The sequence below is a fragment of the Bradyrhizobium sp. McL0616 genome (assembly GCF_049993385.1).
Lineage (GTDB): Bacteria > Pseudomonadota > Alphaproteobacteria > Rhizobiales > Xanthobacteraceae > Bradyrhizobium.
In genome coordinates this window covers 2,233,244-2,256,390 of the sequence record NZ_CP188255.1, presented here as the reverse complement: position 1 = coordinate 2,256,390, position 23,147 = coordinate 2,233,244, and the positions used below count along the sequence as shown (strand labels likewise).

Sequence of the window (23,147 nt, the reverse complement as noted above, 5' to 3'; positions counted from 1 at the left end):
TATTGCGCCGCCCAAAGTAAACCGAAAAGCGAGCCTGTCGGCAAGCGGGATGTGAGCACACCTAGTTCCGTTCCTGGCCCGAAGGCGAAGAGGTGCGGGAAGTCGCATAGGTCCGCTGTATCAGGGAGACCGGACATTAGCCGCTCCGTTCTCGACCGACGCTCATGACCCAACTCGGCATCATCCTTCGGGCACACCGGCAAGGCGCAAGCCCTTAAAATAGCGCTCGCGCCAAGCAACATAAGTTGGGTTGTCGCTTGCTTGAATGGCGCGCAAGCGGCGGATGGTGAAGCCTGGGTCGAGCGCAAGTCCTGCCCTTGCGGCGGTTCGCGCTTCATCCAGTGCGCCGAGCAGGCCCAAGGTAGCGGCCAAAATAAAATGGCTCACAGGAAAGTTTCGGTTGGCGTCAATGCTTCTTCGTAACCAAGCGACAGCTTCGGCATCCGCGCCAAGCTGAAGTTTGGCTACCCCCACAATGTGCATCCACTGGTAGGCGGCGATATCGCGAGGAGAGAGGCGGAAAGCCTCGACTACATGGGCTTCGGTTTCGGCCGCACTGCCCAAGAAGACTTTTGCGAAACCAGTGTAAGCGTGTGCATCGGCCGAATTGTGATCGAGCCGCAATACTTGCTCGAATTCCGCGATCGCTTGTGCTGCCCGGTTTGTGAAAATTTGGGCGCCACCCAAGGCCAAATGGGCCCATGGGTAGTCCGGGGCGAGTGAAAGTGCTTTGATCGCATTCGCTTCGGCCGCCGACAAGTGCGCGGCCCGGTCATCAGCTAACACTGCGGCCCCCATCGCCAGATGGACACGTGCCATGCCGACCAGAGCTCTGATATTTCGGGAATCGATTTCCAAGGCACGCTCGAAAAGGTCGCGCGCTTGATGCGCGGCGCGCCTCGGCCTCGATGAGCTGGGCATTCAGCGGGTTGGCGAGTTGCGATACGATCTCGTCCTGCATATCGAACAGATCGGCGATAGGTTTGTCGAAGCGCTCGGCCCAAAGGTGATTGGCTGTTTCAGCATCGACAAGCTGCACGTTCACCCTGAGCCGCTTGCCGCTCCGCTGGACCGAACCCTCGAGCACGTAGCGAACGTTCAGCTCGCGGCCGATCTGCTTGAGATCAACCGACTTGCCCTTGTAGGTAAATGCGGTGTGGCGACCGATCACGAACGAGCCCCTTATGCGCGACAAGTCTGTGGTCAGGCTCTCGGTTACGCCATCGACGATGTAGTCCTGCTCGGGATCGCCGCTAAGATTGGCGAAAGGCAGCACAATAATGGAAAGATGGGGCGCTGAAGACGGCATCCTTCCAAGGTCGCCGCCGTGCGTTGCCAAGCTAGCTGAGTCGACCGCGCGGTGATGATCTTCGAATATAGTGCCCACGAACCGGAAGCCCTTGCGCTGTAGCGTCTTGATCAGTTGCTGCTTTTCGCCGCTATCGCCGATCGCGTTCCGGGCAACATTGATGCGAGTCGTCAACGCTGCATCCGAGACCGCGCGGCCATTCCAGATGGCACGGATGAGGTCGTCCTTGCTGACGACGCGCTCCCTGTTGCGGATCAGGTACGCGAGCAGGTCGAACACCTGTGGCGCGAGAGGGATGATCTCGGCGCCGCGACACAGCTCGCGCCGCTCTGTATCCAGTGTGCTGTTCTGGAAGTGATAGCGCAGAGCCAATTCCCCCGTGGCCGCTCCCTGAGAGGCGCTCAACCAACAGACTATGCCGCCGGTAAGAAAAATGTAAGCCGCTCAAGGTCGGGAATGTCCGCTTCTGGCCGCCCTAAGCCGAACACCGCAAGAGCCGCCGTCACTTCCGCTATCCGGGAGAGACGCGACGTTATGAGTCGTTGGGCCGACCGCCGCTTTTGACCCAGAGCTGCCATCCCCCGTCTGCATAGACTCCAGAAGCCAGCATTAATCCGCCTGCAAACCGGCAGCCTTGATCGGACCTTCCCAGCGCGCGATCTCCTCAACCATATATTTGGCAAGGTATTCGGGTCCACGCCGCTGAGGTGCAACGCCGACCACGCCGATGGCGCTAAACCGGGACTTGATAGCAGGCGTATCCATTGCGGCGTGGGTTGCCTCGTTCAGCGTGGCCACAATGTCCTTCGGCGCGCCTTTGGGCAGGAAGAAAGCCGTCCATGTCACGACATCGTAATCCTCGATACCCTGCTCCTGCGCGGTCGGAAGCTCCGGCATCAGCGGTGTTCGCTCGCGCGACAACAGCGCGAGGAGCTTCGTTTGCTTTGCGGCAGCACGCGCCACAACGGTACCCATGTTGCCGCACATATAGTCAATGTGGCCGCCGATCAGGTCGTTCGCAGCAGGCCCGCCACCCCTATAGGGAACGTGGGTCACGTCGACGCCGATCCTCGCATTGAGCAGCGCGCAAGCAAGATGCGTAGTCGATCCAACACCTGCCGAGCCGTATTGCATCTTCGCGCCGTTCTGTTTGAGCAGTGCGATAAATTCCGCAAGGTTGTCAGCGGGCAGATCCTTGCGGCCTTCCAGCACCATGGGCTGGTCAGAGAAAAGCGTGACGGGGGTGAAGTCGCTCACCGCATCATAGCGGCGCTTCCGGTATATCGATTGATTGTAGGCGTGGGTGCCGACAGTCCCGAGCAGAACCGTATAGCCGTCCGGCTTGGCGTTGATCGCGCGTTGGACGCCGATGATACCCCCTGCGCCAGTCACGTTCTCCACGATCACTGACTGGCCGAGCACTTCGCCCATGCGCTCTCCGATGATAAGGGCTATCGTGTCGAACACGCCACCCGCCGCGTAGGGCACCACGAGGGTGATGGGCCGCGCTGGATAGGGTTGCGCTACCGCAACAACCGACCAGATCGCCGCCCCGACAACCGCCAGCAATGCAAAACGGCGCGCTGTCATACGTCGCTCCCGATCTTGGAAAGCTCCGAGCGTTGGAAACTAGCGTGTTTTGCGCCGCCCGTCGAATAACCGTGTGCGTTTGCTGCAGTGCATGAGTCCGTTTTTGATGCTGTGGACGGCTCCTCCACCGGCACGAGAGTGCCAAGGAGTGGGCGCCGTTTGAGGCTCCCACGATTCGGAGGAGCTAGCTATGCAGTCAATTTCGACGATTGGACTGGATATCGCGAAGTCGGTCTTTCAAGTGCACGGCGTTGATGCGGCCAGCCAAGTGGTCCTGCGCCGGCAGTTGAAGCGCGGGCAGGTCCTGGCATTTTTCCAAAAACTGCCACCGTGCCTGGTGGGGATCGAGGCTTGCGCGTCGTCGCACCATTGGTCCCGCGAACTGCAGGCACTCGGGCATACGGTACGATTGATGCCTCCGGCCTATGTGAAGCCCTACGTCAAGCGGCAAAAGAACGATGCCACGGACGCGGAGGCGATTTGCGAGGCGGTCGCGAGACCCAACATGCGGTTCGTGCCGACCAAGACGGTCGAGCAACAGAGCTGTCTGATGCTTCACCGGGCGCGCCATCTCTGCATCCGCCAGCAGACTGCCGTCATCAATTCGATCCGCGCCTATCTCGCCGAGTTTGGGATTGTCGCCCCTGTCGGACGCAGGGGTGTCGAGCAGCTGCTGGAAGTCGTCGCCGATACAGCCGACCGCAGGCTTCCGGAACTGGCTCGCGCTTGTCTTGCTGCTCTTGGCAGCCAATTGCGCGCATTGAAGGCTCAAATCCTGGAGTTCGATCGACGCATCATCGCCTGGCATCGATCAAGCGCGACAAGCAAACGGCTGGACGCAATCCCCGGCGTCGGGCCAGCGCTGGCAACAGCTCTGGTCGCCAGTATTGCTGATCCCAAGGCCTTCCGATCGGGACGAGACTTCTCGGCCTGGGTTGGGCTCGTGCCCAAGCAGCACTCGAGTGGGGGCAAGGACAAGCTTGGCAGTATCAGCAAACGAGGCGATCGCTATTTGCGCAGCCTGTTCACGGCTGGCGCGCTCGCCGTGATCCGCTATGCCAAGATCCATGGCACCGATCATCGGCCCTGGCTCACTCGATTGTTGGCCCGGCGACCCACCAAGGTCGCTGCCATCGCGCTCGCCAACAAGCTCGCCAGGATGGCATGGGCGATGATGGCCAGAAACGAACCTTACCATGAACCCGCCGCTCTCACGGCGTGACGAGGCTACACCGGACATCCGGTGTGATGTAACGGTTGGGAGGGCGAACAGCACTTAATGCAGCGCCGGTCGATCCGGCGATCAGGACAACCCACTTGGGCCACAGCATCTTCGAATGCGTGCTTTTGACCGGGACCTGATCCGCGGAGGGCATTATGGCCAGCGGTGATGTGAACCGCGAAAACAGGCCGAACACATGGCCGCTCCGACCAACGCCGCAAAGTGAAGATTCTTCTTGCCAACCCGGAGCCGTCCACACATGGCCCATAGAGTACAAAGCCGTCCGGCATCCGATAGCCTGCTCGTGGACCTAAAGCGGACGTTCGGCAAAGCACACGGCGGTGATTACCCGATCAACGGCGGCGGCTATCCTCACTGCGGCAACTTCAAAGCAGACGGTAGTTCGAACTCCAACCTAGGGCACGTTGACCGGGGGCATAGATGCGCTCGCGCGCGGCACGAACTCTGTTTGATGCTGGCCTCGCGCGGCCAAGAGGACCGAAAAAGTTACAGAGGGAATGAGGAGCCATCGCATCGTGCGTCCTCACGTCAAGGCATAGCTACCATAACGGCAATGGCAGCATCGCCGGTCCCCGGACCGCTTGACGCAAAATAGAGCGCAGCAAGCGCGATTGCTGCCAAGAGGCAATAACCAGCGATGATCCTTCCATCGTAGGCTCCTGTCGCCTTTACTGATGACGCGGTGTGACTATGTCTCGTGGTTGCCATGGCCTAATCCTTCGATATGGCGCGCTAGATGACGACGGTCGGCCCTCCACTTATGAAATGCGTGAGTTGTTAGTGGGCAGATCGAATGTCGGCACGCAAGGTAGCGTGTTGTTCCATGCCGTCGGACGTGCTCATGCTCTGGGAGACAGCAATTGCGGTCGCGCCAGCCGTGAGCACGCAGGCATAGAAGGCCAGCACGGCCTTTGCCCAACGCCTGTGGGTGATACTGTCATCGTCAGTGCTCGCAGCACGTTCGCTTAGAGAAAATCCATTAGTAACGTGTGCGGAATCCTCACTGAAATAATCCATAGGAAAGCTCCCTTGGAATTCGATCAAATTTCAGTTCAGCAGTTTTCCATCACGCTTGAACTAGTCTTACTTGAGGCAATCAGAAAACGTGTCTCCCGCGCAGAGCTTCTGTTCAGGCGAATTCCATTATCACCTTAGCCCCGGCCCCGAACGCGCTATGTGAAGCTGTTCACTATGGGTCCAGGAAATCCTGCAAAGGTTCATCGGATTACCTCGTCGACAAACGTCAACACGGCTGCATTTTTCGTGCAGGGCTCGGGGCCCTGGTCCGCGGTTGGCCCGAAGGCGAAGAGGTGCGGGAAGCCGCATAGGTCCGCTGTATCAGGAAGACCGGACATTAGCCGCTCCTTCTCGACCGACGCTCATGACCCACAACGGACTTCGACCTCCTGAGTGGCGATGGCTTTGCGGCAAGGCGCGTAGGTGCAACGAAGGGCCATTTTTTTCGCTCGCTACCAAAATGCAAAGTACTAGGCTGACCTAACCTATCGTCGGTTGATAGTGTTGGGCGCGTATATGGAGGCAAAGTATGCCGCACATTTTTTTGGCTCTAGCGAGTGCCGTACTTTTCATAACTTGCCAAGAAGCGTCGGCGCAAATTTGTAGGCCAGTGGCTGAGCGGACCGGCGAGGTCGGGTGTTGGATCATCGCCAATCAGCCAATCGGACAACTCACCAAGTCAGAGACCTTTTGGCATCTGGATGCTTACCCGACAGAAGTCGAGGCTGAAGCAGCAAAGGCTGCTGGGAGCGCCGTCGTGAAGTCCCTTGGAAAAACGTGGCTGCTGACGATTGCCGACGAGGGTTGGCGGCCGGCCGGGGGTGAACGCATTGCTGAGATCGGCCCGCTTCCGATAAGCGCAGGTCAGACCTACTCTGCTCAGTACATGGAGGCGATCTTTACGCCGGGCATGGAAGCGCCGGCGCACACCCATGCGGGACCGGAGGCTTGGTATACCCAAGCTGGAGAGACCTGTTTGGAAACTCCTAGTGGCAAGCAGATCGGGCGAGCGGGCGGTCCGCCCGTGATCGTTCCTGGCGGACCGCCCATGCATCTGACTGCAACGGGAACGGAGGTGCGTCGAGCGCTCGTGCTCATTCTTCACGATGCGAACAAGCCACCGACAACACCGCATCATGACTGGACACCAAAGGGGTTATGCAAGAGCTGATGAGTCCGGAAGTGGCCCATCGCTTCAATTGGCGCAGTGCAGTGGTATGTCTGAAGTCAGGGGTAGATCGGACGTGGCTGGCTAACTGCAAGAATGTCGAGATTGACCCCGAACGGACATCAGCCGTGCCCGCACGGGGCGAAAGCTCGAGTTGCATAAAGGCGTTTTGACACCTAGGTTTCCATTTTTGGTGCGTCGTAATTTCAGAAACGGCATCACAAGGTGGCTCGAACCGGGAGTGCTTAATGAAACGTCATTTGTTTTCGGCTGGCCTTTTGGTAGGCGGCATTGTCATTGGATTGGGTTTGCCCGAGGCCATTCGTGCGCAGTTGCCGGGATATGTGATCAAGCAAGTATTCAAAACGGACTTGGTCAATCTACCGGGGCAAGAGGTAATCATCTACGCATCGGAGTGGCCTACCGGCTTCCGCTGCACGAGCACGAGGAAGGTCACGAGTTCGTTTACGTGATCGAGGGCGAGCAGACCTTTGAAATCGATGGCGTCGGCACCAAGACAGTCAAGGCTGGCGAGGTTGTGTACACGCCACCGAACACGAAGCACTTTGGCCGGAACGCCACGGAAAAACTTTCAAAGACGCTAGTGTTCCGCATCAAAGCCAAAGACAAGCCCGTGATGACAGAAGTGAAGTAATCTTTCGTTATATCGGTCGGCAGTCTCTGTCATTTTATGCGATCATCCGATGTCGCCTGTTGGCCCTTAGATGACCGGTTTAGAGGGACCGATGCTGTCCGCTCCCAAAGACAGAGCGGACATGGCATGTCTTCGCGCATCTAGCCAATTGCCGATCTTACTGACGGAACGGCGCAGATAATGCGAGCAATTCGCGCTAACGATCGCCTTTGCCCTTGTTCGTCGGCAATGGACAATTCGTACAGACGCTGTCGTCGCACATCCGGCAGATCGTGAAGCGATCCATCTCGGACGTGTCCTGCCGTGCCAAGAGTTCGTGCAGCAGCGTTTCGAGCCGCTTCGTTTCGGCCGGCGACAGCACATCCAGAAGCGACGCGACGGCTGAAATCCGGGACGCCATCAGTTCGTTCCGGGTCGCGGTGCCCGTAGCCGTCAGGTGCAAGGCGACCTCGCGGGCGTCTTTTCCCGGCCGGCGCTCGACAAGCCGATCCGACACCAGACGGTCCACCAGGCGGACCGTTCCGGAATGCGACAGGCCGAGGATCCGCCGCAGCTTGTCGTTGGTCATGCCCTGGCCATAGCCGATGACGACGAGCGCGGCAGGCGTCTCGCCGCCACGGCCGATCACCTCGCGCGCGCCCTGCTCGATACGATCCATGACGGCGAGCGAGAGCGCCCCCAGCAAATTCGCGATTCCCGTTTCCATGCGCCGAATAATATGTGCGCTACGCACAAAAAACAACTTGACCATATATGTGCGCTGCGCACATATATGGTCGCAGAACAGGCAACATGGAGAATGACGTTGAATACGAGGAGCGCAGCACGACCAACGCCGAACGACACCGGCAGCGAACCCGCACTGAAATACGTGACGGCCAATGGCGTGCGGTTTGCCTATCTCGAACAGGGAGACGGTCCCCTTGTACTGTTCATGCACGGCTTTCCCGACAATGCCTGGTCTTATCGAAAGCAGCTGCAGGTCTTCGCGGATGCGGGGTATCGCGCGGTCGCGCCGTTCTTGCGCGGCTACGCGCCGACCGAGATCCCGGCGGACGGCGTTTACGATCCCATCGCCCTCGGCAAGGATCTCGAGGCGCTCATCGCGGCGCTGAGCGATGACGGCCAGGCACGCGTCGTCGGCATGGATTGGGGCGGCACGTCGACCTTTCAGGCGCTGGCCACGGCGCCATCGGCGATCAAGGCCGCGGTGGTGATGAACACCGCGCACCCGATCACATTCGGCAGCATCAGGCGAGATCCGGACATCGTCCGATCCATCTTCCATGTCTACTTTTTCCAGCTGGCCGGCGCCGAGTCGGCGGTCAATACCGAGGGACTTCCCTTCGTCGACTACCTCTGGAAGCTGTGGTCACCGACATTCGACAATGCCGAGCACATCCGCTCGATCAAGGAGACGCTCAGCGCGCCCGGCACCATGGCGGCGGCGCTCAAGTATTACGGAGGCCTGACCGATGCGGGGCGCATGGGCCGGCTGCCGGTCAATGACATGCATACGCCGACGCTGACGATCTATGGCAGCAACGATCCGACAGCGAAATATTCGGTGAAGGAAGAGCCGCTGTTCAAGGGGCCGCATAAGCGCGTTGCCCTGCCTGATGTCGGCCACTTCCCGCACCTCGAGCGTGAAGCCGAAGTCACCGGTCTGATCATGGACTGGTTCAAGACGTACGCGCCTGACTGAAGGCATGAGCACAACATCTTTTTGGGTTTTCTGACTAGGAGTGCGCGCGATGGACGCCAGGACACAGCAGCAATATGCCGAGACGTTTCACGCTCTTCACAGGACAGGCGATCCGCTTGTCCTGTTCAACGCCTGGGACGCCGCCACCGCCAAAGCCATTGCGAAGACGTCTCCTGCCATCGCGACCAGTAGCGGCGCGGTCGCCTCCGCGCTCGGATACGCGGACGGGGAAAACGTCCCGCTCGATGTGGTGACAGGCCTGGTGACGCGGATCACCGCGACCGTGTCGGTTCCGGTCTCGATCGATCTGGAGGCAGGATATGGCGACACCCCGGACGCCGCGGCGGAATCGGCGGCCAGGATTCTGCAGGCCGGCGCCGTCGGCATCAATATCGAAGACGGGCTGTCGGAGGGAAAACGGCAACTCGCCGGCGCCTTGCAGCACGCCGCGAAGATCAAGGCCGTGCGGGACATTGCGCAAGGACTCGGCGTTCGTCTCTTCATCAATGCGAGAACTGATCCGTTCCTGCTGAAATTCGGCTCGCCGGAGCAATGCCTGAATGAAGCGACACGGCGCGCGAAGGTCTATGCCGACGCCGGTGCCGATGGAATTTTTGTGCCCGGCCTCAACGACCTCGCGCTGATCGAGCGGTTGGTTCAGCTCACGCCGCTGCCGGTCAACATCATGGTGACGCAAGGTGTTCCCGAAATCGGGGATCTCGCCCGTGTCGGCGTGCGGCGGGTCAGCCTTGGGCCGTGGCCCATGATGGCGGCGATGCGCGTCATTGGACAGGCCGCAGCCGGGGTCGCCGCGACCAGGCAATATGGCACGTTCCTGCAACCGAATGGCTGAGCCGGCCTTTCAGGCCGCGGCGCTCTAGGCCGACCGCTTCACTGCGTCGCGACCTGCCGGCGCAAGGTCGAGTCGCCCCAGCATCGCTATCGCCTGCTCGGCGCAATGCTCAATCAGCCAGCGCTCGAACGCGACAGGGGGAAGTGCGGGCGCGTAGAGAAAGCCCTGGACGACGTCACAGCCGAGCTCGGCCAGCATCTTGCGCTGGCCTTCGGTCTCGACGCCTTCGGCGACGACGGTCATGCCGAGGCCCTGCCCTACGCGCACTACGGCGATGGCGACCGCAAGTGCGAAAGCGCCGAAGGTTTCTTGGTGCGTTCGGAACCTATTCAGCGGCGGTTCCTGATCCAAGCTTGTGCAGCCGTCCGGTCACGGCCCGCACCTTGCCCGGCGAGGCCTGCCAAATCGACAGCGCCGATAGTCCGCTCGCGACCATCGCGATGGCAAAGGCGAGCGTATAGTCGCCGAAGCGATCGTAGAGGAAGCCCGTCACCCATGGACCGGCCGCACCGCCGGCCAGCGCCGCGAGCATGATCATGCCAAAGATGCTGCCCTGGTGCCTGCCCTGGAAAATCTCGAACACCACCGCGCCCATGATCGAGGTAAGGCCGTAGCCGAGCGCGCCTTGGGTGAACACCATCAAACCGACCAGCCAGAGCGACGGCTGGTACTTCAAGCCGATGAGTGCCGCAAAACAGATTGCAAACCCGGCGCAGCTGATCGCCCAGACCCACTCCCGCCCGATCCGGTCGGAGACGTGGCCGAGCAGAATCTGGCCGGGAATGCCGAGTGCACTGACAGCACCGAGCGCCCAGACCGCCACGCTCGGGCTGAAACCGATGTCGAGCAGGAACTTTGTCTGGTGCACCTGGACCGCGTACCAGATGTACAGGCCGCAGAAATAGCCGAGGGCGATCCACCAGAACCGCCCTGTCGCGACTGCGCGAGCGAGCGTCCATTCGGTGTTGGCCCAGACGGGATCGACGATATTGGAGACCGGCTTTGCAGCGCCTGCGGTCGGGGCAATGTCGCCGTCCGGCCGAAGACCGATGTCTTCGGGACGCTTGTGCAGGAACAGATTGATCGGCGCGAGCACGACCAGGATCGTCAGGCCCATCGCCGTGCACGCGGTCCGCCAGCCGGTCTGTTCGATCATGTGCTGCACCCATGGCAGCAGCGTCACCGAACCGATGCCGACGCCGGCAAAGGCGATGCCGATCGCGAAGCCGCGCGTGCGGATGAACCAGTTAGGCAGGAACAGCGACTGGCCTGAATAGCCGAGACAGACGCTGCCGGCACCGACCATGACACCAAGCGTCGCGTAGAGATGCCAGGGCGCAGTGGTCAGCGGTGCAAGCAGCATCCCCCCGCCCATGAGAACGACGCCGAGCTCCATCACCGCGCGCGGCCCGGCGCGATCCATCAGCCGGCCGATCAGCGGACTAGCCACGCCGGAAGCCACGAAGCCGAAAGAGAACGCGCCGGCGGTGACGCCGCGCTCCCAGCCGAACTCGGAGATGATCGGGGGAAACAACAGCGAGAAGGCCGAGCGCGCGTTGACGCCGATGGCCATCGTGACGAAGGTCACCGCGACCACGACCCAGCCGTAGAAGAACGGAAGCCGCATTTTCTGTATTTCACCCCTAGACGGTCCTTCGGACCATCTGGGGATGCCCGGGTCAAGCGCTTTCCGCGAATGCCCTTTGGGCGGCAGGCTCAGGCGGCGTCGCGCTGCGAGTGCTCGGTGCACCCGTCGAACACGACCCGCTCGATCGGCAACGGACGCCCGAACAGATAGCCCTGTGCAAAATTGACGCCGAGCGCCTTTAGCCGCTCGAACTCCTCAGCTGTCTCGACGCCCTCGGCGGTGACCGACATGTCGAGCCCGCGCGCCAGCGTCACGATCGAGGAGATAATCGCGGAGCTGCGCGGCTGGTGCGTGAGGTTGCGGATGAACGACTTGTCGATCTTGATCTTGTCGAACGGGAACGCAGTGAGATAGCTGAGCGAGGAATAGCCGGTGCCGAAATCGTCGAGCGCGAGCTCGATGCCGATACTCTTCAGCCGCTCCATGAAGGCGTGGTTCTCGGCGCCGCGCTCCAGGAGGACGGATTCCGTGATCTCGATCTCGAGCCGTTGCGGCGACAGGCCGGAATCGCGCAACGCCGAGCAAATTACGTCGAACAGATCGACTTCCTTGAACTGGATCGGCGACAGGTTCACGGCAACCATCAGGTCGGAAGGCCAGGCGGCGGCGTCGGCGCAGGCCTGCCGCAGCACGAATTCGCCGAGCGGCACGATCAGCCCGGTCTCCTCGGCGAGCGGTATGAACTGGTCCGGCGGGATCAAGCCGCGGCTCGGATGCCGCCAGCGCACCAGCGCCTCGAAGCCGCGCCGCGCGCCGCTGTTGGCGTCCATGAACGGCTGGTAGTGGACCTCGAGCTGGCAGCGCGCGATGGCGTCGCGCAGATCGCCTTCCAGCGTGTTGCGCGCCTCCAGTTCGACCGACATCGCCTCGTCGTAGATGGTGAAGCAGTTGCGGCCGGCCGATTTCGAGCGATAGAGCGCGAGATCGGCCTTCTTCAAAAGCTGCTCCTGGTCGCTGCCGTGATCCGGCGCGATCGCAATGCCGATGCTGGTGCCGATCTCGACCCGATGTCCGGGCAGCAGGAACGGCTCAGTCACCAGCTTGGCGATCCGCGCTGCCAGCTCGGTCGAGCAGACCCGCTGATCATCGCAGCCTTCCTGGATGATCGCGAATTCGTCGCCGCCGAGGCGCGCCAGCACGTCGGTCGCCCGCACCGCGGATTTCAGCCGCAGCGCCACCTGGCGCAGCAGCGCATCGCCGGCCCCATGGCCAAGCGAGTCGTTGACGTTCTTGAAGCGGTCGAGATCGAGCATCAGGATCGAGAAGGTCGGGCCGCGATCCTCCAACTGGCCGTTGAGTTCATCGAGCCTTGCGAGGAAGAAGGCGCGGTTTGGCAGTCCGGTCAGGATGTCGGTCTGCGCAAGCTCGAGTACGCGCCGGTTCGCCAGCGACAGCCGCCGCGAATTGCGGCTCGCCAGCATCAGATAGGTCGCGAGCGACAACGTCAGCAGCATGCCGACGATGAGGATCGTGGCGGCGCGGTCGTATGTCATCTCAAGCGCACCACCTGCCGTCGGCATCGCGCGCACCTGCCAGTCGGTATCCCCGATCCTGAGATGGCCCGACCAGTGCAGGCCCCGCGCGACATCGCGCATCGACTGGGGCGACGATGACGCCGACGAATAATCCGGCAACGCCTCTTCGAGGCTGACGATCCGTGCACTGAAAGGCGGATAGACGTTCACGCTGACTGCGGGGCTTGCGCCGGTCGTCATGCGAATGGACTGCACCAGCAACGGAAGATCGAGGACGCCTACGACGTAGCCTGCGAGATTGCGGCGCCGGTCCGCGATCGTCTCGCGCGAGGTCCCCTTGGCATAGACGGGAACGGCGACGAGGACATCGGGCATCCGGCCGACCTCGCGCGGCTCGTACAGGCGCGTGCGAATGCCGGCGGTCCGGTCGTTGTCGCGCGCGCGTTCGAGCGCCGCGCGGCGTTCCGGAACGGTCGCGTAGTCCATGCCGTAGACGGGCGAAGTCTTCGCCTGGGTCGAGTAGAACACCGGAAAATATTCGTCGCTCTGCGGCGCGGTCGCAAAGCCCTCGCCCTGAAGCGACTTGATGCGATAGCTGGACAGGCCGTCCGCGATCGCGGCGGCCTCGTATTCGGCACGCTCCTTGCGGTTGACGCGCGGCAGCCAGGCAATGCGCAGCATGCCGGGATGGCGCTCGAACAACCGGGCGCTGAACGTCTCGAACTCGCTGCGGGTGATTTCCTCGTTGGTCGACTCGAACAGGGTGCGCAGCGCGACCAGCCGGCTGATATATTCGTTCATGCCGTTCTGCATGACGATGGATTCGGTCTCGGCCGTGTTCTCGAACTCAATCCTGTTGACGCGGTCTTCCCATCGCGCCACGGCCGCGGCGCCCGCTAGCGAGAACAACAGGCCGACGCCAGCTGCGACGAGCGCAGGACGATACAGCCCGAGCAGCGGCGCAGCGCGCCACCATCCGGTCATCCGCCTCCGATCCTGATCATTCTGATCGCGATCGCCCATCCGTAAAGCCGTCGTCCCCTCTCCGCGACGGACAGAACTTCTGGTTGAACCGCCGGGGTGGTGATCGGACAAGGACCGCAGTTAAGAACTGCACAATTTCGGAACCCGGCTTTCCCGCATTGCCCGCCTTAGTTAACGAAGTGCGCGCGTGAACGGGCTTTATCAGGGCAAGTTGCCGGATTTACCCGGAGTATTACGGAGGCGCCGGTACGCCAGCGGTTAGCGAGCTATTCAGGCCGCGCGGCTATGGTTGCCGCGATTTTTCCTGCATCCGGCAAGACTTCTTGATGAACCTGTATCGAACAGCGACACGCGTCGTCGTGAGCTTCGCACTGCTTGCCGCAGCCACGCTCGCCGCCAGCGGCGACGAGGCCGGCGTCAGCGCGGATGCGATCCTGTTCGGCCAGGCGGCTGCGCTCGAGGGTCCCTCCTCTGCGCTTGGGCAGCGCATGCGGCAAGGCATCGTCGCGGCCTTCACCGAGATCAATTCAAACGGCGGCGTCCATGGCCGCAGGCTGCAACTGATCAGCCGCGACGACGGCTACGATCCCGACCGTTCGGTGGCGCAGACGCTGCGGCTGATCGAGGACGACAAGGTGTTCGCGCTGATCGGCGCTGTGGGCACGCCGACCGCGAAGGCGACCATTTCGATCACCAGCGCCCGGAACGTGCCCTTCATCGGTCCGTTCAGCGGCGCCGAATTTTTGCGTGACCTGGAACTTCCGAACGTCGTCAACATTCGGGCAAGCTATGGCGCCGAGGCCGAGGCGTGGATCAAGCACCTCACGGAGGATCGCCACTTCACCCGCATCGGCATCTTCTACCAGGACGATTCCTTCGGCCGTGACGGGCTTGCGGGCGTGAAGAATGCGCTGGCCAAACGCGGCCTCGAACTCGCCGCGGAAGGTACCTTCGAGCGCAACACCCGCGCGGTCGGCTCGGCCTGGCGGATGATCAAGCGCGCCGAGCCCGAGGCGATCGTCATGGTCGGGACCCTACGGGCCCTGCGCCGAATTCATCAAGCTGGCACGCCGCAGCGGCCTCTCACCGACCTTCGTCAACATCTCCTTCGTCGGCGCCAATGCGCTCGCGCGCGAACTCGGCCCCGATGGCGAAGGTGTCATCGTCTCGCAGGTGGTGCCGTTTCCCTGGGATCGCTCGCTCAAGCTCGTCGCCGACTACCAGGCGGCGCAGAAGGCGTTCGACCCGACGCTGACACCGGACTTCGTGTCGCTCGAAGGCTATCTCTCCGGCCGCTTCGTCGCCGCGGCGCTGGAACATCTCGGGCCGAACCCGACGCGGGCGGGCCTGATGCGGATCATCAACGACGTCGGCCGCTTCGACATCAGCGGCAGCATCATCACCGTCGGCATCCGCGCAGTCGAAATGCCGCCAAAGGTGTTTTTGACGGTAATCCAGAAGGACGGAACGTTCAGGGCGGTGGACCGGTTGCAGGGCGGCTCACGGCCGCCGCGTCCAACGCTCGGCGTTGACGGCTCCTTGCGGGACCTCGCCTCTCACGATCGCTTCGACCTGCCGCACCGTCTCCAACGACTGGTATTCGATCGCTTGCGGCGTCAGGCCGCCGACATGTGGCGTCGCGATGACGTTGGGAAATTTCGCCAGCTCCGGCGTCGGCATCTGGTCGGGCGCGCGGCCGACATCCATGGCAGCACCAGCGATGCGGTTCTCCAATAGCGCCTTGGCAAGCGCCGCCTCGTCGACGAGATTGCCACGCGAGAGATTGATGAAGACGGCGTGCTTCTGCATCCGCGCCAGCGCCGCCTCCCCGATCAGCTTCTCGGTCTGCTCGTTGGCAACCGCGAGGCAGACGACGTAGTCCGATGCGGCCAGGAGTTCGTCGAGCGTGACCTGCCTGATCGCGCTGTCGCTGACGGTCGCGAAGGGATCGGAGACCAGCACTTCCATCCGCAACACTTTTGCGACCTCGGCGAGATAGCGCCCGATGGCGCCATAACCGATGATGCCGATTTTGCTACCGCCGAGCTGGCGACCCATCTGCGCCTCCGGCTTGCGGCCGGCGTGGTAATCGGCCGTCGCGCGCGACACGCCACGGGACAGATCGACCATGAAGCCGACCGCGAGTTCGGTGACCGCCTGCACGAAGCCGGGGCCGGCGCGGGTCACGAGCACACCGGCTGCTGATGCGGCCTCGACATCGACATTGCGGATGTCGACGGCACAGCGGACGAAGGCACGCAGGCGCGGCAGTTGCGCAAAGATTTCGCCGCGGCCCTCGGTCATGCGATCGGCGACGATGATGTCTGCCTCTTTCGCCGCGCTCACGAGGCCCGCCGCATCGAGCGGCCGGTCACCCTCATGCAGCGTCACCTCGGCGATCGCCCGCAAACCGTTCAGGCTGCGATCACCGTAATAATTGCGACGCATCTCGGGCGTGTGGGCCAGCAGGACCTTCACGGAAAACTCCTTCAGTAGCCGAATGCCCGCGGCAGTGCGGTCGAGAGCCACGGCACAAAGGCGATGACGAGCAGGCAGAGGAACAAGAGGCCCAGATAACCTAAGATGGGCTTCACGGTCTGCTCGATCGGCACATTGCCGATCAGGCATGCGCCGTAAAGCCCGAGCCCCAGCGGCGGCGCGAACAGGCCGATGCCCATCGCGATGACAAGCACCACGCCGAAATGCAGGGGATCGATGCCGAGCTGCACCGCCACCGGCAGCAGCAGCGGTCCGAAGATGATGAGCGCGGCGGCGCCTTCCAGCACCGATCCCATCACGATCAGCACGGCAATTGCCAGCAGCATGAACATCCAGACGCCGCTGGTCTTGGACAATCCGAGCATGATCTCGCCGACCGCATGCGGCACCTGCTGCAAGGTCAGCGTGAAGGCCAGCGATTGCGCGGCGGCGACGATGAACAGCACGAGGCCCGCGCGCGTCGCTCCCTGCACGAAGCTGTGCGCGGCCGATTTGAAGGTGAGCTCGCGGAACACGACGCTGCCGACGACCAGCGCATAGGCCACGGCGAAGGCCGAGATTTCGGTGGCCGTGGCAAAACCGCTCTTGAAGCCGAAGAAGATCATGAAGATCAGGCCAAACGAGGCGATCGCGCCGCTCCACAGACCTGACACCGGCACCTGCAGCTCGACCTCCTCGGCCTCAGCCGGGCGCTTGCCGAAGATGATCGAGAACGCGATCAAGACCAGCGCCATCAGCGCTGCCGGCAGGAGCCCTGCGATGAAAAGACCGCCGATCGACAAATTCGCCACGAAGCCGAGAATGATGAGGTTGATGCAGGGCGGAATGGTTTCCGCCATCACCGCGGATGCGGCGAGCAGCGCCACCGCGGAGCCCGGATTCTGCTTCGAGCGCCGTGCCGCCGGGATCAGCACCGAGCCGACGGCCGCAACATCGGCCATCTTCGAGCCGGAGATGCCCGAGAACAGCACCATCGAGGCCACCATCACGACGTTGAGCCCGCCGCGCATGCGACCGACCCCGCGCTGCAACAGCTCGATCAGCCGCACCGACATGCCGTTGGCTTCCATGAGGTAGCCGACGAGGATGAAGAATGGAATCGCGAGCAGCACGAAATTGTCGATGCCGCGCGCCATCTGCTGGGCGAAGATGACGCCGGGCAGCGGGCCCTCGACCCAGATGAAGATCAGTGCGGCGAGCGCCAGCGCAAAGCCGATCGGCAGGCCACCGAACAGCGTGGCGAAAAAACCGATCAGCATCAGCGTGCCCGCCGACGGCACGGTCGACGGTGACAGAGTGTCCCAGGCGAGATAGAGGCCGGTCAGCACCGCAATTGCAACGAAACCCCTGACGATATCAGGCAGCGGCCGTGCGCAGAGATGGTCGATCGCAAACACCGTCATGAACAGCGCGCCGACGCCCATCGGGTAGAACGTCAGCTCCAGCGGCAGGCCGGAGCCGGTGGTCTGACCGGCTGTCAACGATCCCAGCTTGATCGCATTATAAGCGACGTAACCCGAGATCAGCACCACCAGCAGCGCGCTCGCCGCGTCGACCAGCGCGCGCAGACGCATTGGAGCCAAATCGCGGAAGAAGGACACGCCGACATTCTCGCCGCGCGCGAGCGCGCTCGCCGCGCCGAAGAAGGCCGAGCCGACCATCAAGCCGCGCGCGACATCGTCCGACCATTCGACCGGCGCGTTGAAGAGAAAACGCAGCAGCACCGAGGCGCAGACCACGACGAGGTCGGCGGCCAAAAGGATCGCCGCGATGGCGTCGCTGAGGCGAAGCAGAAGGGCGATGCTCCCGTGGCGCTCGCCCGGAAGAGACACGGCGCCTGGCAACGCCATCTCGGATTTGGCCATCTCAGGCTTGCGTCGCGCGGATGATGTCGATGACGGGCTTGGACTCCGGCCGCGCCTTGATGAAGTTCTCGATCTGCGGCGCCACGCGCCTCTTGAACGCTTCGCGGTCGCATTCGGCCACCGTCACGCCCTTCTCCGTCAAGGCCGACAGCGCCTCCTTCTCGACCGCGAGCCCATGCGCACGGGTGTCAACCGCGGCCTTCTTCGCGGCATCGAGAAAGCCGTCGCGCAGTTTCGGATCCATGCGGTTGTAGGTCATGTCGCTGAAGTAGATCGCCAGCGGCGAGAAATTGTGCTGCGTCAGCGCGTAGAATTTCGCCGTTTCGAAGAACTTGCTGGCGAGGATCGTCGGCGGATCGTGCTCCAGCCCGTCGAGCACGCCGGCCTGCAACGCGGTGTAGATTTCGCCGAACGCCAGCGGCGTGGCGGCGGCCCCCATCAGCCGCAGGCATTCCGTGATGACGGGATTTGGCAGGGTGCGGATCTTGAGGCCAGCGAGATCCTCCGGCGTCTTCACCGGCTTCTTCGCAAAGACGCTGCGTGAACCAAAATTATAGGCCCAGGCGATGATGCGAATGTTGCTGCCTTTGAGCAGCGCATCCTCGATCGGCTTGGCGGCGCCGGCGTCGAACGCCTTGGTCTGCTGCGGGAAACTCGAGAACAGAAAGCCGAGGTCGTAGGTGCCGACCAGCGGCACGAGATTGGCGGAGATCGACGAGCCCGACACCATGAGGTCGATGACGCCGAGCTTCACCGAATTGATGACGTCGATTTCCTGCCCCAGCTGGTTGTCCGGGAAGAATGCGACCTCGACCTGCTCGCCGAGCCCGTTGCCCTTCAAATTCTTGACGAGGTTGTCGTAGTAGACGCGGCCGTTGGCGAATTTGGGATCGTTCGGCAGCGAGGAGGAGCATTTCAGCTTCAACGTCGCGGCTTCGGCGCGCCCGATGATCGCGGGAGAGAGCACGAGGCCGGCGGTCACCGCCGTCGACGATTTGATGAACGTGCGACGGCTCACGGGCACGATGGTCATGGTGCGGTCTCTCCCTGAATTCTCTTGTTCGATCGCGATCGTTGCCGCGACTTGTTTTACGAACTGTAGGGCCAAAGCGATTGCACAGGCAAGAGTAGCAGCCAGTTCGCACCACCGAGTTCATGTCGGCGGATGCGTCGGCAGACAGGAGCACTCAACACCCATCTTGTCCGGTGTTTTCCAGTGCGCAATGCGCCGGGCTGTGATCCGACTGCCGCGAGGCCGATTTGATTCCGATCGATCCGATTGCAGCATGGATCGATGCCGAAGCGACATTGATCGGCTGCGCGATCAGCGTCCCTCGCGCGTCGACGGACAAGCCGGTTTGGCGAGTTCACGCTGCTCTTTCGACGTGAGCAGCTTCACGAATTCGAGAAGTCAATTGCCCCGCACGAGCGATCGCGACGAGCGCGATCGCCATTCATCAGATTTTCTGATCATAATGATCTGTTATTATAGTTTGACCTTATCTCTCAACCTCCTAGCATTGATAGGAGCCCCGCGACACGACGTCGCGCCGATCATTCGACAAGTCCTCGCTCGAAGACGATCGGTGGCGTTCGGCAATTGAGGCTCAGGAAGGTGCGGAATGCGGCGCGTGACCTTTTTCCTTCTCTGCGTGAGCCTGTGCGGATGGGAGCTGGCCGCGAACGCGACCCCTGTGGTGGCTCCCGATCCTCCCTTCACGTCCGAGCGGATTGATCGTCTGCCGTCCGAAATACGACGGCTCGTTCAGTCGAAGTGCGGGGCGGAAGCGGAAGCTGGCCACTACTTCGCAACCTACGAGCATGAGTCGAACGTAATTCATCTCGACTACTCACGGCTTCAATGCCCCGACGCATCGGGCGGCGCGGCAACGTTCGGGCATCTGCATCAAACCTTCATCAAGCGTAACGGTCGATATGTCCTGTCGCGGACCGAGAGCGAGCTGCCGCGCCCGCACGAACAAGGTTTTTGAATCGGAGCTATTATGAACTCCAGGGTTGCCTCGTTGGCTGTCGTCATAGCCGCCGCACTTTCAGGAATGAGCTCGCGAGCAATCAGCGAGAGTTGGTCTCCTTCGCCCAGCATACTTGGCGAGATCGTGCGCGTTGAAGCCGACATCGATCGAATCGAGGCCGAGGCGCTCAAGCGCGTTGGAACTCCGCCAGACAATCAGGTGCAGCAGATCGAGCTGCTCGGCAAGGTGATGCTTTTCGACAAGGAGCTATCGGTCAACCGCAACGAGGCGTGCGCCTTTTGCCACATGCCCGAGACCGGTTTTACCGGTCCGATCTCGGAGCTCAACCGAACGACGGGCTCGTACCCAGGCTCGGTGCGCACCCGCTTCAGTGAGCGCAAGCCACAGACCCATACCTATGCGCCGCTTTCTCCCGTGCTCCACTACAACGAAGCCCAGGGCGATCTCGTCGGCGGTAACTTTTGGGACATGCGTGCAACCGGACGCCGCCTCGGCAATCCGGCGGCCGAACAGGCGGAAGGACCGCCGACTAACCCGACCGAGATGGGCCTTCCGGATCTCGCGTGCGCGGTGTACCGGGCCTCACAGCGCCCCTATCGCGGCTTGTTCGAAGCCGTGTGGGGGGCGCAGTCGTTTGTGATCAATTGGCCTGCGAACACCGAGGACGTTTGCAACAATCCCGGCCCGCCTCCGGCTGACGATCCGGCGCCGATCCACCTCAACCCGGTCGATCGCGGCCGCGCCGCCGCCACGTTCGATCAGATGGCTCTATCGATTGCGGGCTATGAAGCCTCGCACGAGGTGACGGCGTTCTCATCAAAATATGATGCCGTGCTCGCCGGGAAGGCGCGGTTCACACCGCAGGAGCAGCAGGGCTACGATTTGTTTCGCGGCAAGGCGCTGTGCAACGGCTGCCATCGCGACGGCGGTCCTGGCGAAGATCCGCTGTTCACCGACTTCACAGCGGCCAATATTGGAACACCGGCCAATTCCGACTTGCCCTTTTATGCGGAAGGCGTCCCGGATCAGCGCGGCTATGTCGCCAACAAGAACGGATCCTCCTTCGTCTATCCCGGCGTCGGGGGTTTTCTTGGCAAGGGCCATCCGCTCAGCGAACCGTCAGCAGTCGACACTCGCTGGAAGCCGTTGGAAGGTCAGAACCACGGCCGCTTCCAGGTCCCGACGCTGCGCAATGTCGACAAGCGTCCGAGCCCGGATTTCGTGAAGGATTATGGACACAACGGCTATTTCAAGAGCCTCAAGGAAATCGTGCACTTCTAACACGCGCGATGTGCTGCCGCGCTGTAAGCCGCGCGATCCACGTGATCGCACCGGCTACTGGCCGGCTCCGGAAACGACCGAGAATATGAACAAGAGCAAGGTCGGAAATCTGGGGCTATCCGACGCGGACGAGAATGCGCTGGTCGCCTTCATGCAAACCTTGAGCGACGGCTTCTTGCCAACCGGACAAAAATAGTGCGTGCGGTCGGACGCAGACGCCGCTCAGCAGAAAGCTGCGGAATCGCCTGCGCGATCCCGCAGCTCCTGCAAACCGACGACCTCAGCGCGAATGCGCACCGCTCAACTGGCCACCGACCGGCGCGTCCTGACGCGAAGGCCGCAGTGCGAAAGCGCCATCACCGAGCAGCGCCTGTGCGACCAGCGCGATCGCCCAGAAAGCGGGGAATTCCCAGCCGCCCTTCGGATTGGTGAAGAAGAAGCCGGCAGCGCCGTGCACGGTGAAGATCGCGCCGAGCAGGATCGGGACGCCGGCGAGCGCGGCATAGCGGGTCCAGACGCCGAGGATGAGGGCGATGCCGCTCAGCACTTCAACCGTCATGATGAGATAAGCGAGCTCGGGCGGGAAGCCGAGGCTACCGAAGAATTTTGCGGTCCCGGCCGGGGTGAAGACGAACAATTTCAGGCTGGCATGGGCCAGGAAAAGCGCGCCCAGCGTCACGCGCAGCACCAGCGCGGCGTAGGGAGCGGTACGGGAATCGATCATGGCAGTCTCCTTTGCTGCGATGCAGTATGATCTATTTCAATTCAAACGATAATCAGCTATTTTAGAATTATACTTCACACCAACAGAGTGAGACGGATGCTCGACCGGCTGACCAGCCTGGAAGTCTTCGCCAAGGTGGCGGCCAATGGCAGCCTGTCCGGCGCTGCCCGGGCCATGGGCCTGTCGCAGACCATGGTCACCAAGCATGTGGCCTCGCTCGAGGCGCGGCTTGGGATCAAGCTGTTCCACCGCACCACACGGCGGCTGTCGATCACCGAGGCCGGCCGCCTCTATCTGGAGTCCTCCGAGCGCATCCTCGCCGACATGGAGACCGCCGACGCAGCTGTGGCGCGCGAGCGCGTCGAGCCGCGCGGGTCGTTGCGTGTCAACGTCCCCGTCGTGTTCGGCACACGGCAGATCGCGCCGCTGATTGCGGAGTTCAGCGAACGCCATCCCGAGGTCACGATCGAGCTCGGCCTCAACGATCGTCTCGTCGACCTCGCCGAAGAAGGCTGGGACCTTGCGATCCGCATCGGACGCTTGCGCGACTCCAGCATGGTGGCGCGTCGGCTCGCGCCGAGCCGCCTCGTGGTCTGCGCCGCCCCTTCATATCTTGCGAAGCATGGCACGCCGCGCAGCGTCGCCGACCTCGCCGCGCATAATTGCCTCGGCTACACGCTTTCGCAGCAGGCGAGCGCGGCGGAATGGCTGTTCGGCGCGGATGGCGAGATCCGCGTCCAGGTCTCCGGCAATCTGCGCGCCAACAATGGCGATGCGCTGCGCGCGGCGACGCTGGCCGGACAGGGACTGGCGCGACAACCGACCTTCATCATCGCCGATGATTTGCGTGCCGGCACGCTGGTCGCACTTCCGCTGGACCAGCCGGAGATTCAGTCCTCCGCGGTGCATGCGGTCTACCTGCCCGATCGCCGGCCGCCGGCCAAGGTGCGCGCCTTCATCGACTTTCTCGCCGCACAGTTTTCACCGGATCCGCCCTGGGACCGTGGACTGTTCTGACGCTGCCCTGCGCGTGGCGCGCCGGCTCCGGCAGACCTGCTGCCCCATTTTGCCGCACGCGAGTGCGTGAGATAGCGCACAGACAGAACAATGGCGGGCGACTAAAATGGTGACATCCTC

17 protein-coding genes and 3 pseudogenes are annotated in these 23,147 nt (G+C 62.3%); 9 read left to right on the top strand and 11 right to left on the bottom strand.

Annotated features, from left to right (window positions below):
• Positions 1–180: 180 nt before the first annotated feature.
• A pseudogene (locus tag ACPPVR_RS10895) lies at positions 181–1,675 on the bottom strand (winged helix-turn-helix domain-containing tetratricopeptide repeat protein).
• A 243-nt stretch (positions 1,676–1,918) separates the two neighbouring features.
• Positions 1,919–2,899 carry a Bug family tripartite tricarboxylate transporter substrate binding protein gene (locus ACPPVR_RS10890; protein ID WP_426614222.1) on the bottom strand — a complete coding sequence of 327 codons (981 nt, stop codon included), beginning with the start codon at positions 2,897–2,899 and terminating at the stop codon, positions 1,919–1,921.
• 190 nt (positions 2,900–3,089) lie between these two features.
• Between ACPPVR_RS10890 and ACPPVR_RS10885 the strand changes: the two genes are divergently transcribed.
• Positions 3,090–4,121 (top strand): IS110 family transposase, encoded by a 1,032-nt coding sequence (locus ACPPVR_RS10885; protein WP_426613823.1) that lies wholly within the window; start codon positions 3,090–3,092, stop codon positions 4,119–4,121.
• Between the two features lie 798 nt (positions 4,122–4,919).
• Here ACPPVR_RS10885 and ACPPVR_RS10880 read toward each other — a convergent pair.
• Positions 4,920–5,159, bottom strand: coding sequence for a hypothetical protein (locus ACPPVR_RS10880; protein ID WP_426614221.1), 240 nt, complete (start codon positions 5,157–5,159; stop codon positions 4,920–4,922).
• 529 nt (positions 5,160–5,688) lie between these two features.
• Between ACPPVR_RS10880 and ACPPVR_RS10875 the strand changes: the two genes are divergently transcribed.
• Positions 5,689–6,330: a hypothetical protein gene (locus tag ACPPVR_RS10875; protein WP_426614220.1), complete on the top strand. Its 642-nt coding sequence runs from the start codon at positions 5,689–5,691 to the stop codon at positions 6,328–6,330.
• A 412-nt stretch (positions 6,331–6,742) separates the two neighbouring features.
• Positions 6,743–6,982, top strand: coding sequence for a cupin domain-containing protein (locus ACPPVR_RS10870; protein WP_426614219.1), 240 nt, complete (start codon positions 6,743–6,745; stop codon positions 6,980–6,982).
• Positions 6,983–7,178: 196 nt separating this feature from the next.
• Here the strand turns inward: ACPPVR_RS10870 and ACPPVR_RS10865 are convergent, their stop codons facing one another.
• Positions 7,179–7,688: a MarR family winged helix-turn-helix transcriptional regulator gene (locus ACPPVR_RS10865; RefSeq protein WP_426614218.1), complete on the bottom strand. Its 510-nt coding sequence runs from the start codon at positions 7,686–7,688 to the stop codon at positions 7,179–7,181.
• A 99-nt stretch (positions 7,689–7,787) separates the two neighbouring features.
• Between ACPPVR_RS10865 and ACPPVR_RS10860 the strand changes: the two genes are divergently transcribed.
• Both ACPPVR_RS10860 and ACPPVR_RS10855 read left to right on the top strand, forming a co-directional pair.
• Positions 7,788–8,687, top strand: a complete 900-nt coding sequence (locus tag ACPPVR_RS10860; protein WP_426614217.1) for an alpha/beta fold hydrolase — start codon at positions 7,788–7,790, stop codon at positions 8,685–8,687.
• Positions 8,688–8,736: 49 nt separating this feature from the next.
• Positions 8,737–9,540, top strand: coding sequence for an isocitrate lyase/PEP mutase family protein (locus tag ACPPVR_RS10855; protein ID WP_426614216.1), 804 nt, complete (start codon positions 8,737–8,739; stop codon positions 9,538–9,540).
• A 24-nt stretch (positions 9,541–9,564) separates the two neighbouring features.
• On the opposite strand, the pseudogene ACPPVR_RS10850 reads toward ACPPVR_RS10855, so the two are convergent.
• The 3 genes and pseudogenes from ACPPVR_RS10850 to ACPPVR_RS10840 form a co-directional block, all read right to left on the bottom strand.
• Positions 9,565–9,837, bottom strand: a pseudogene (locus tag ACPPVR_RS10850) (EAL domain-containing protein); the annotation flags it as partial.
• Between the two features lie 28 nt (positions 9,838–9,865).
• Complete coding sequence (locus ACPPVR_RS10845) at positions 9,866–11,167, bottom strand: MFS transporter (protein WP_426614215.1); 1,302 nt, start codon at positions 11,165–11,167, stop codon at positions 9,866–9,868.
• 89 nt (positions 11,168–11,256) lie between these two features.
• Positions 11,257–13,647 (bottom strand): bifunctional diguanylate cyclase/phosphodiesterase, encoded by a 2,391-nt coding sequence (locus ACPPVR_RS10840; RefSeq protein WP_426614214.1) that lies wholly within the window; start codon positions 13,645–13,647, stop codon positions 11,257–11,259.
• 326 nt (positions 13,648–13,973) lie between these two features.
• Here ACPPVR_RS10840 and ACPPVR_RS10835 point away from each other — a divergent pair.
• Positions 13,974–15,138: pseudogene (locus tag ACPPVR_RS10835) on the top strand (ABC transporter substrate-binding protein); the annotation flags it as partial.
• Between the two features lie 9 nt (positions 15,139–15,147).
• Here ACPPVR_RS10835 and ACPPVR_RS10830 read toward each other — a convergent pair.
• The 3 genes from ACPPVR_RS10830 to ACPPVR_RS10820 are packed head-to-tail and all read right to left on the bottom strand — an operon-like array spanning position 15,148 to position 19,044.
• Positions 15,148–16,125, bottom strand: a complete 978-nt coding sequence (locus tag ACPPVR_RS10830; protein WP_426614213.1) for a hydroxyacid dehydrogenase — start codon at positions 16,123–16,125, stop codon at positions 15,148–15,150.
• A gap of 11 nt (positions 16,126–16,136) precedes the next feature.
• A complete protein-coding gene (locus ACPPVR_RS10825; protein WP_426614212.1) occupies positions 16,137–18,011 on the bottom strand; it encodes a TRAP transporter large permease subunit in 1,875 nt (624 codons plus the stop codon).
• A gap of 1 nt (position 18,012) precedes the next feature.
• Complete coding sequence (locus tag ACPPVR_RS10820; protein WP_426614211.1) at positions 18,013–19,044, bottom strand: TRAP transporter substrate-binding protein; 1,032 nt, start codon at positions 19,042–19,044, stop codon at positions 18,013–18,015.
• 589 nt (positions 19,045–19,633) lie between these two features.
• Between ACPPVR_RS10820 and ACPPVR_RS10815 the strand changes: the two genes are divergently transcribed.
• Positions 19,634–20,002, top strand: coding sequence for a hypothetical protein (locus ACPPVR_RS10815; RefSeq protein WP_426614210.1), 369 nt, complete (start codon positions 19,634–19,636; stop codon positions 20,000–20,002).
• Positions 20,003–20,128: 126 nt separating this feature from the next.
• Positions 20,129–21,286, top strand: coding sequence for a cytochrome-c peroxidase (locus ACPPVR_RS10810; RefSeq protein WP_426614209.1), 1,158 nt, complete (start codon positions 20,129–20,131; stop codon positions 21,284–21,286).
• A 280-nt stretch (positions 21,287–21,566) separates the two neighbouring features.
• Here the strand turns inward: ACPPVR_RS10810 and ACPPVR_RS10805 are convergent, their stop codons facing one another.
• Entirely contained in the window at positions 21,567–22,010 is a 444-nt protein-coding gene (locus ACPPVR_RS10805; protein WP_426614208.1) for a DoxX family protein, read from the bottom strand.
• 96 nt (positions 22,011–22,106) lie between these two features.
• On the opposite strand from ACPPVR_RS10805, the gene ACPPVR_RS10800 reads away from it, so the two are divergent.
• A complete protein-coding gene (locus tag ACPPVR_RS10800; protein WP_426614207.1) occupies positions 22,107–23,027 on the top strand; it encodes a LysR substrate-binding domain-containing protein in 921 nt (306 codons plus the stop codon).
• The last annotated feature ends 120 nt before the right edge of the window (positions 23,028–23,147 follow it).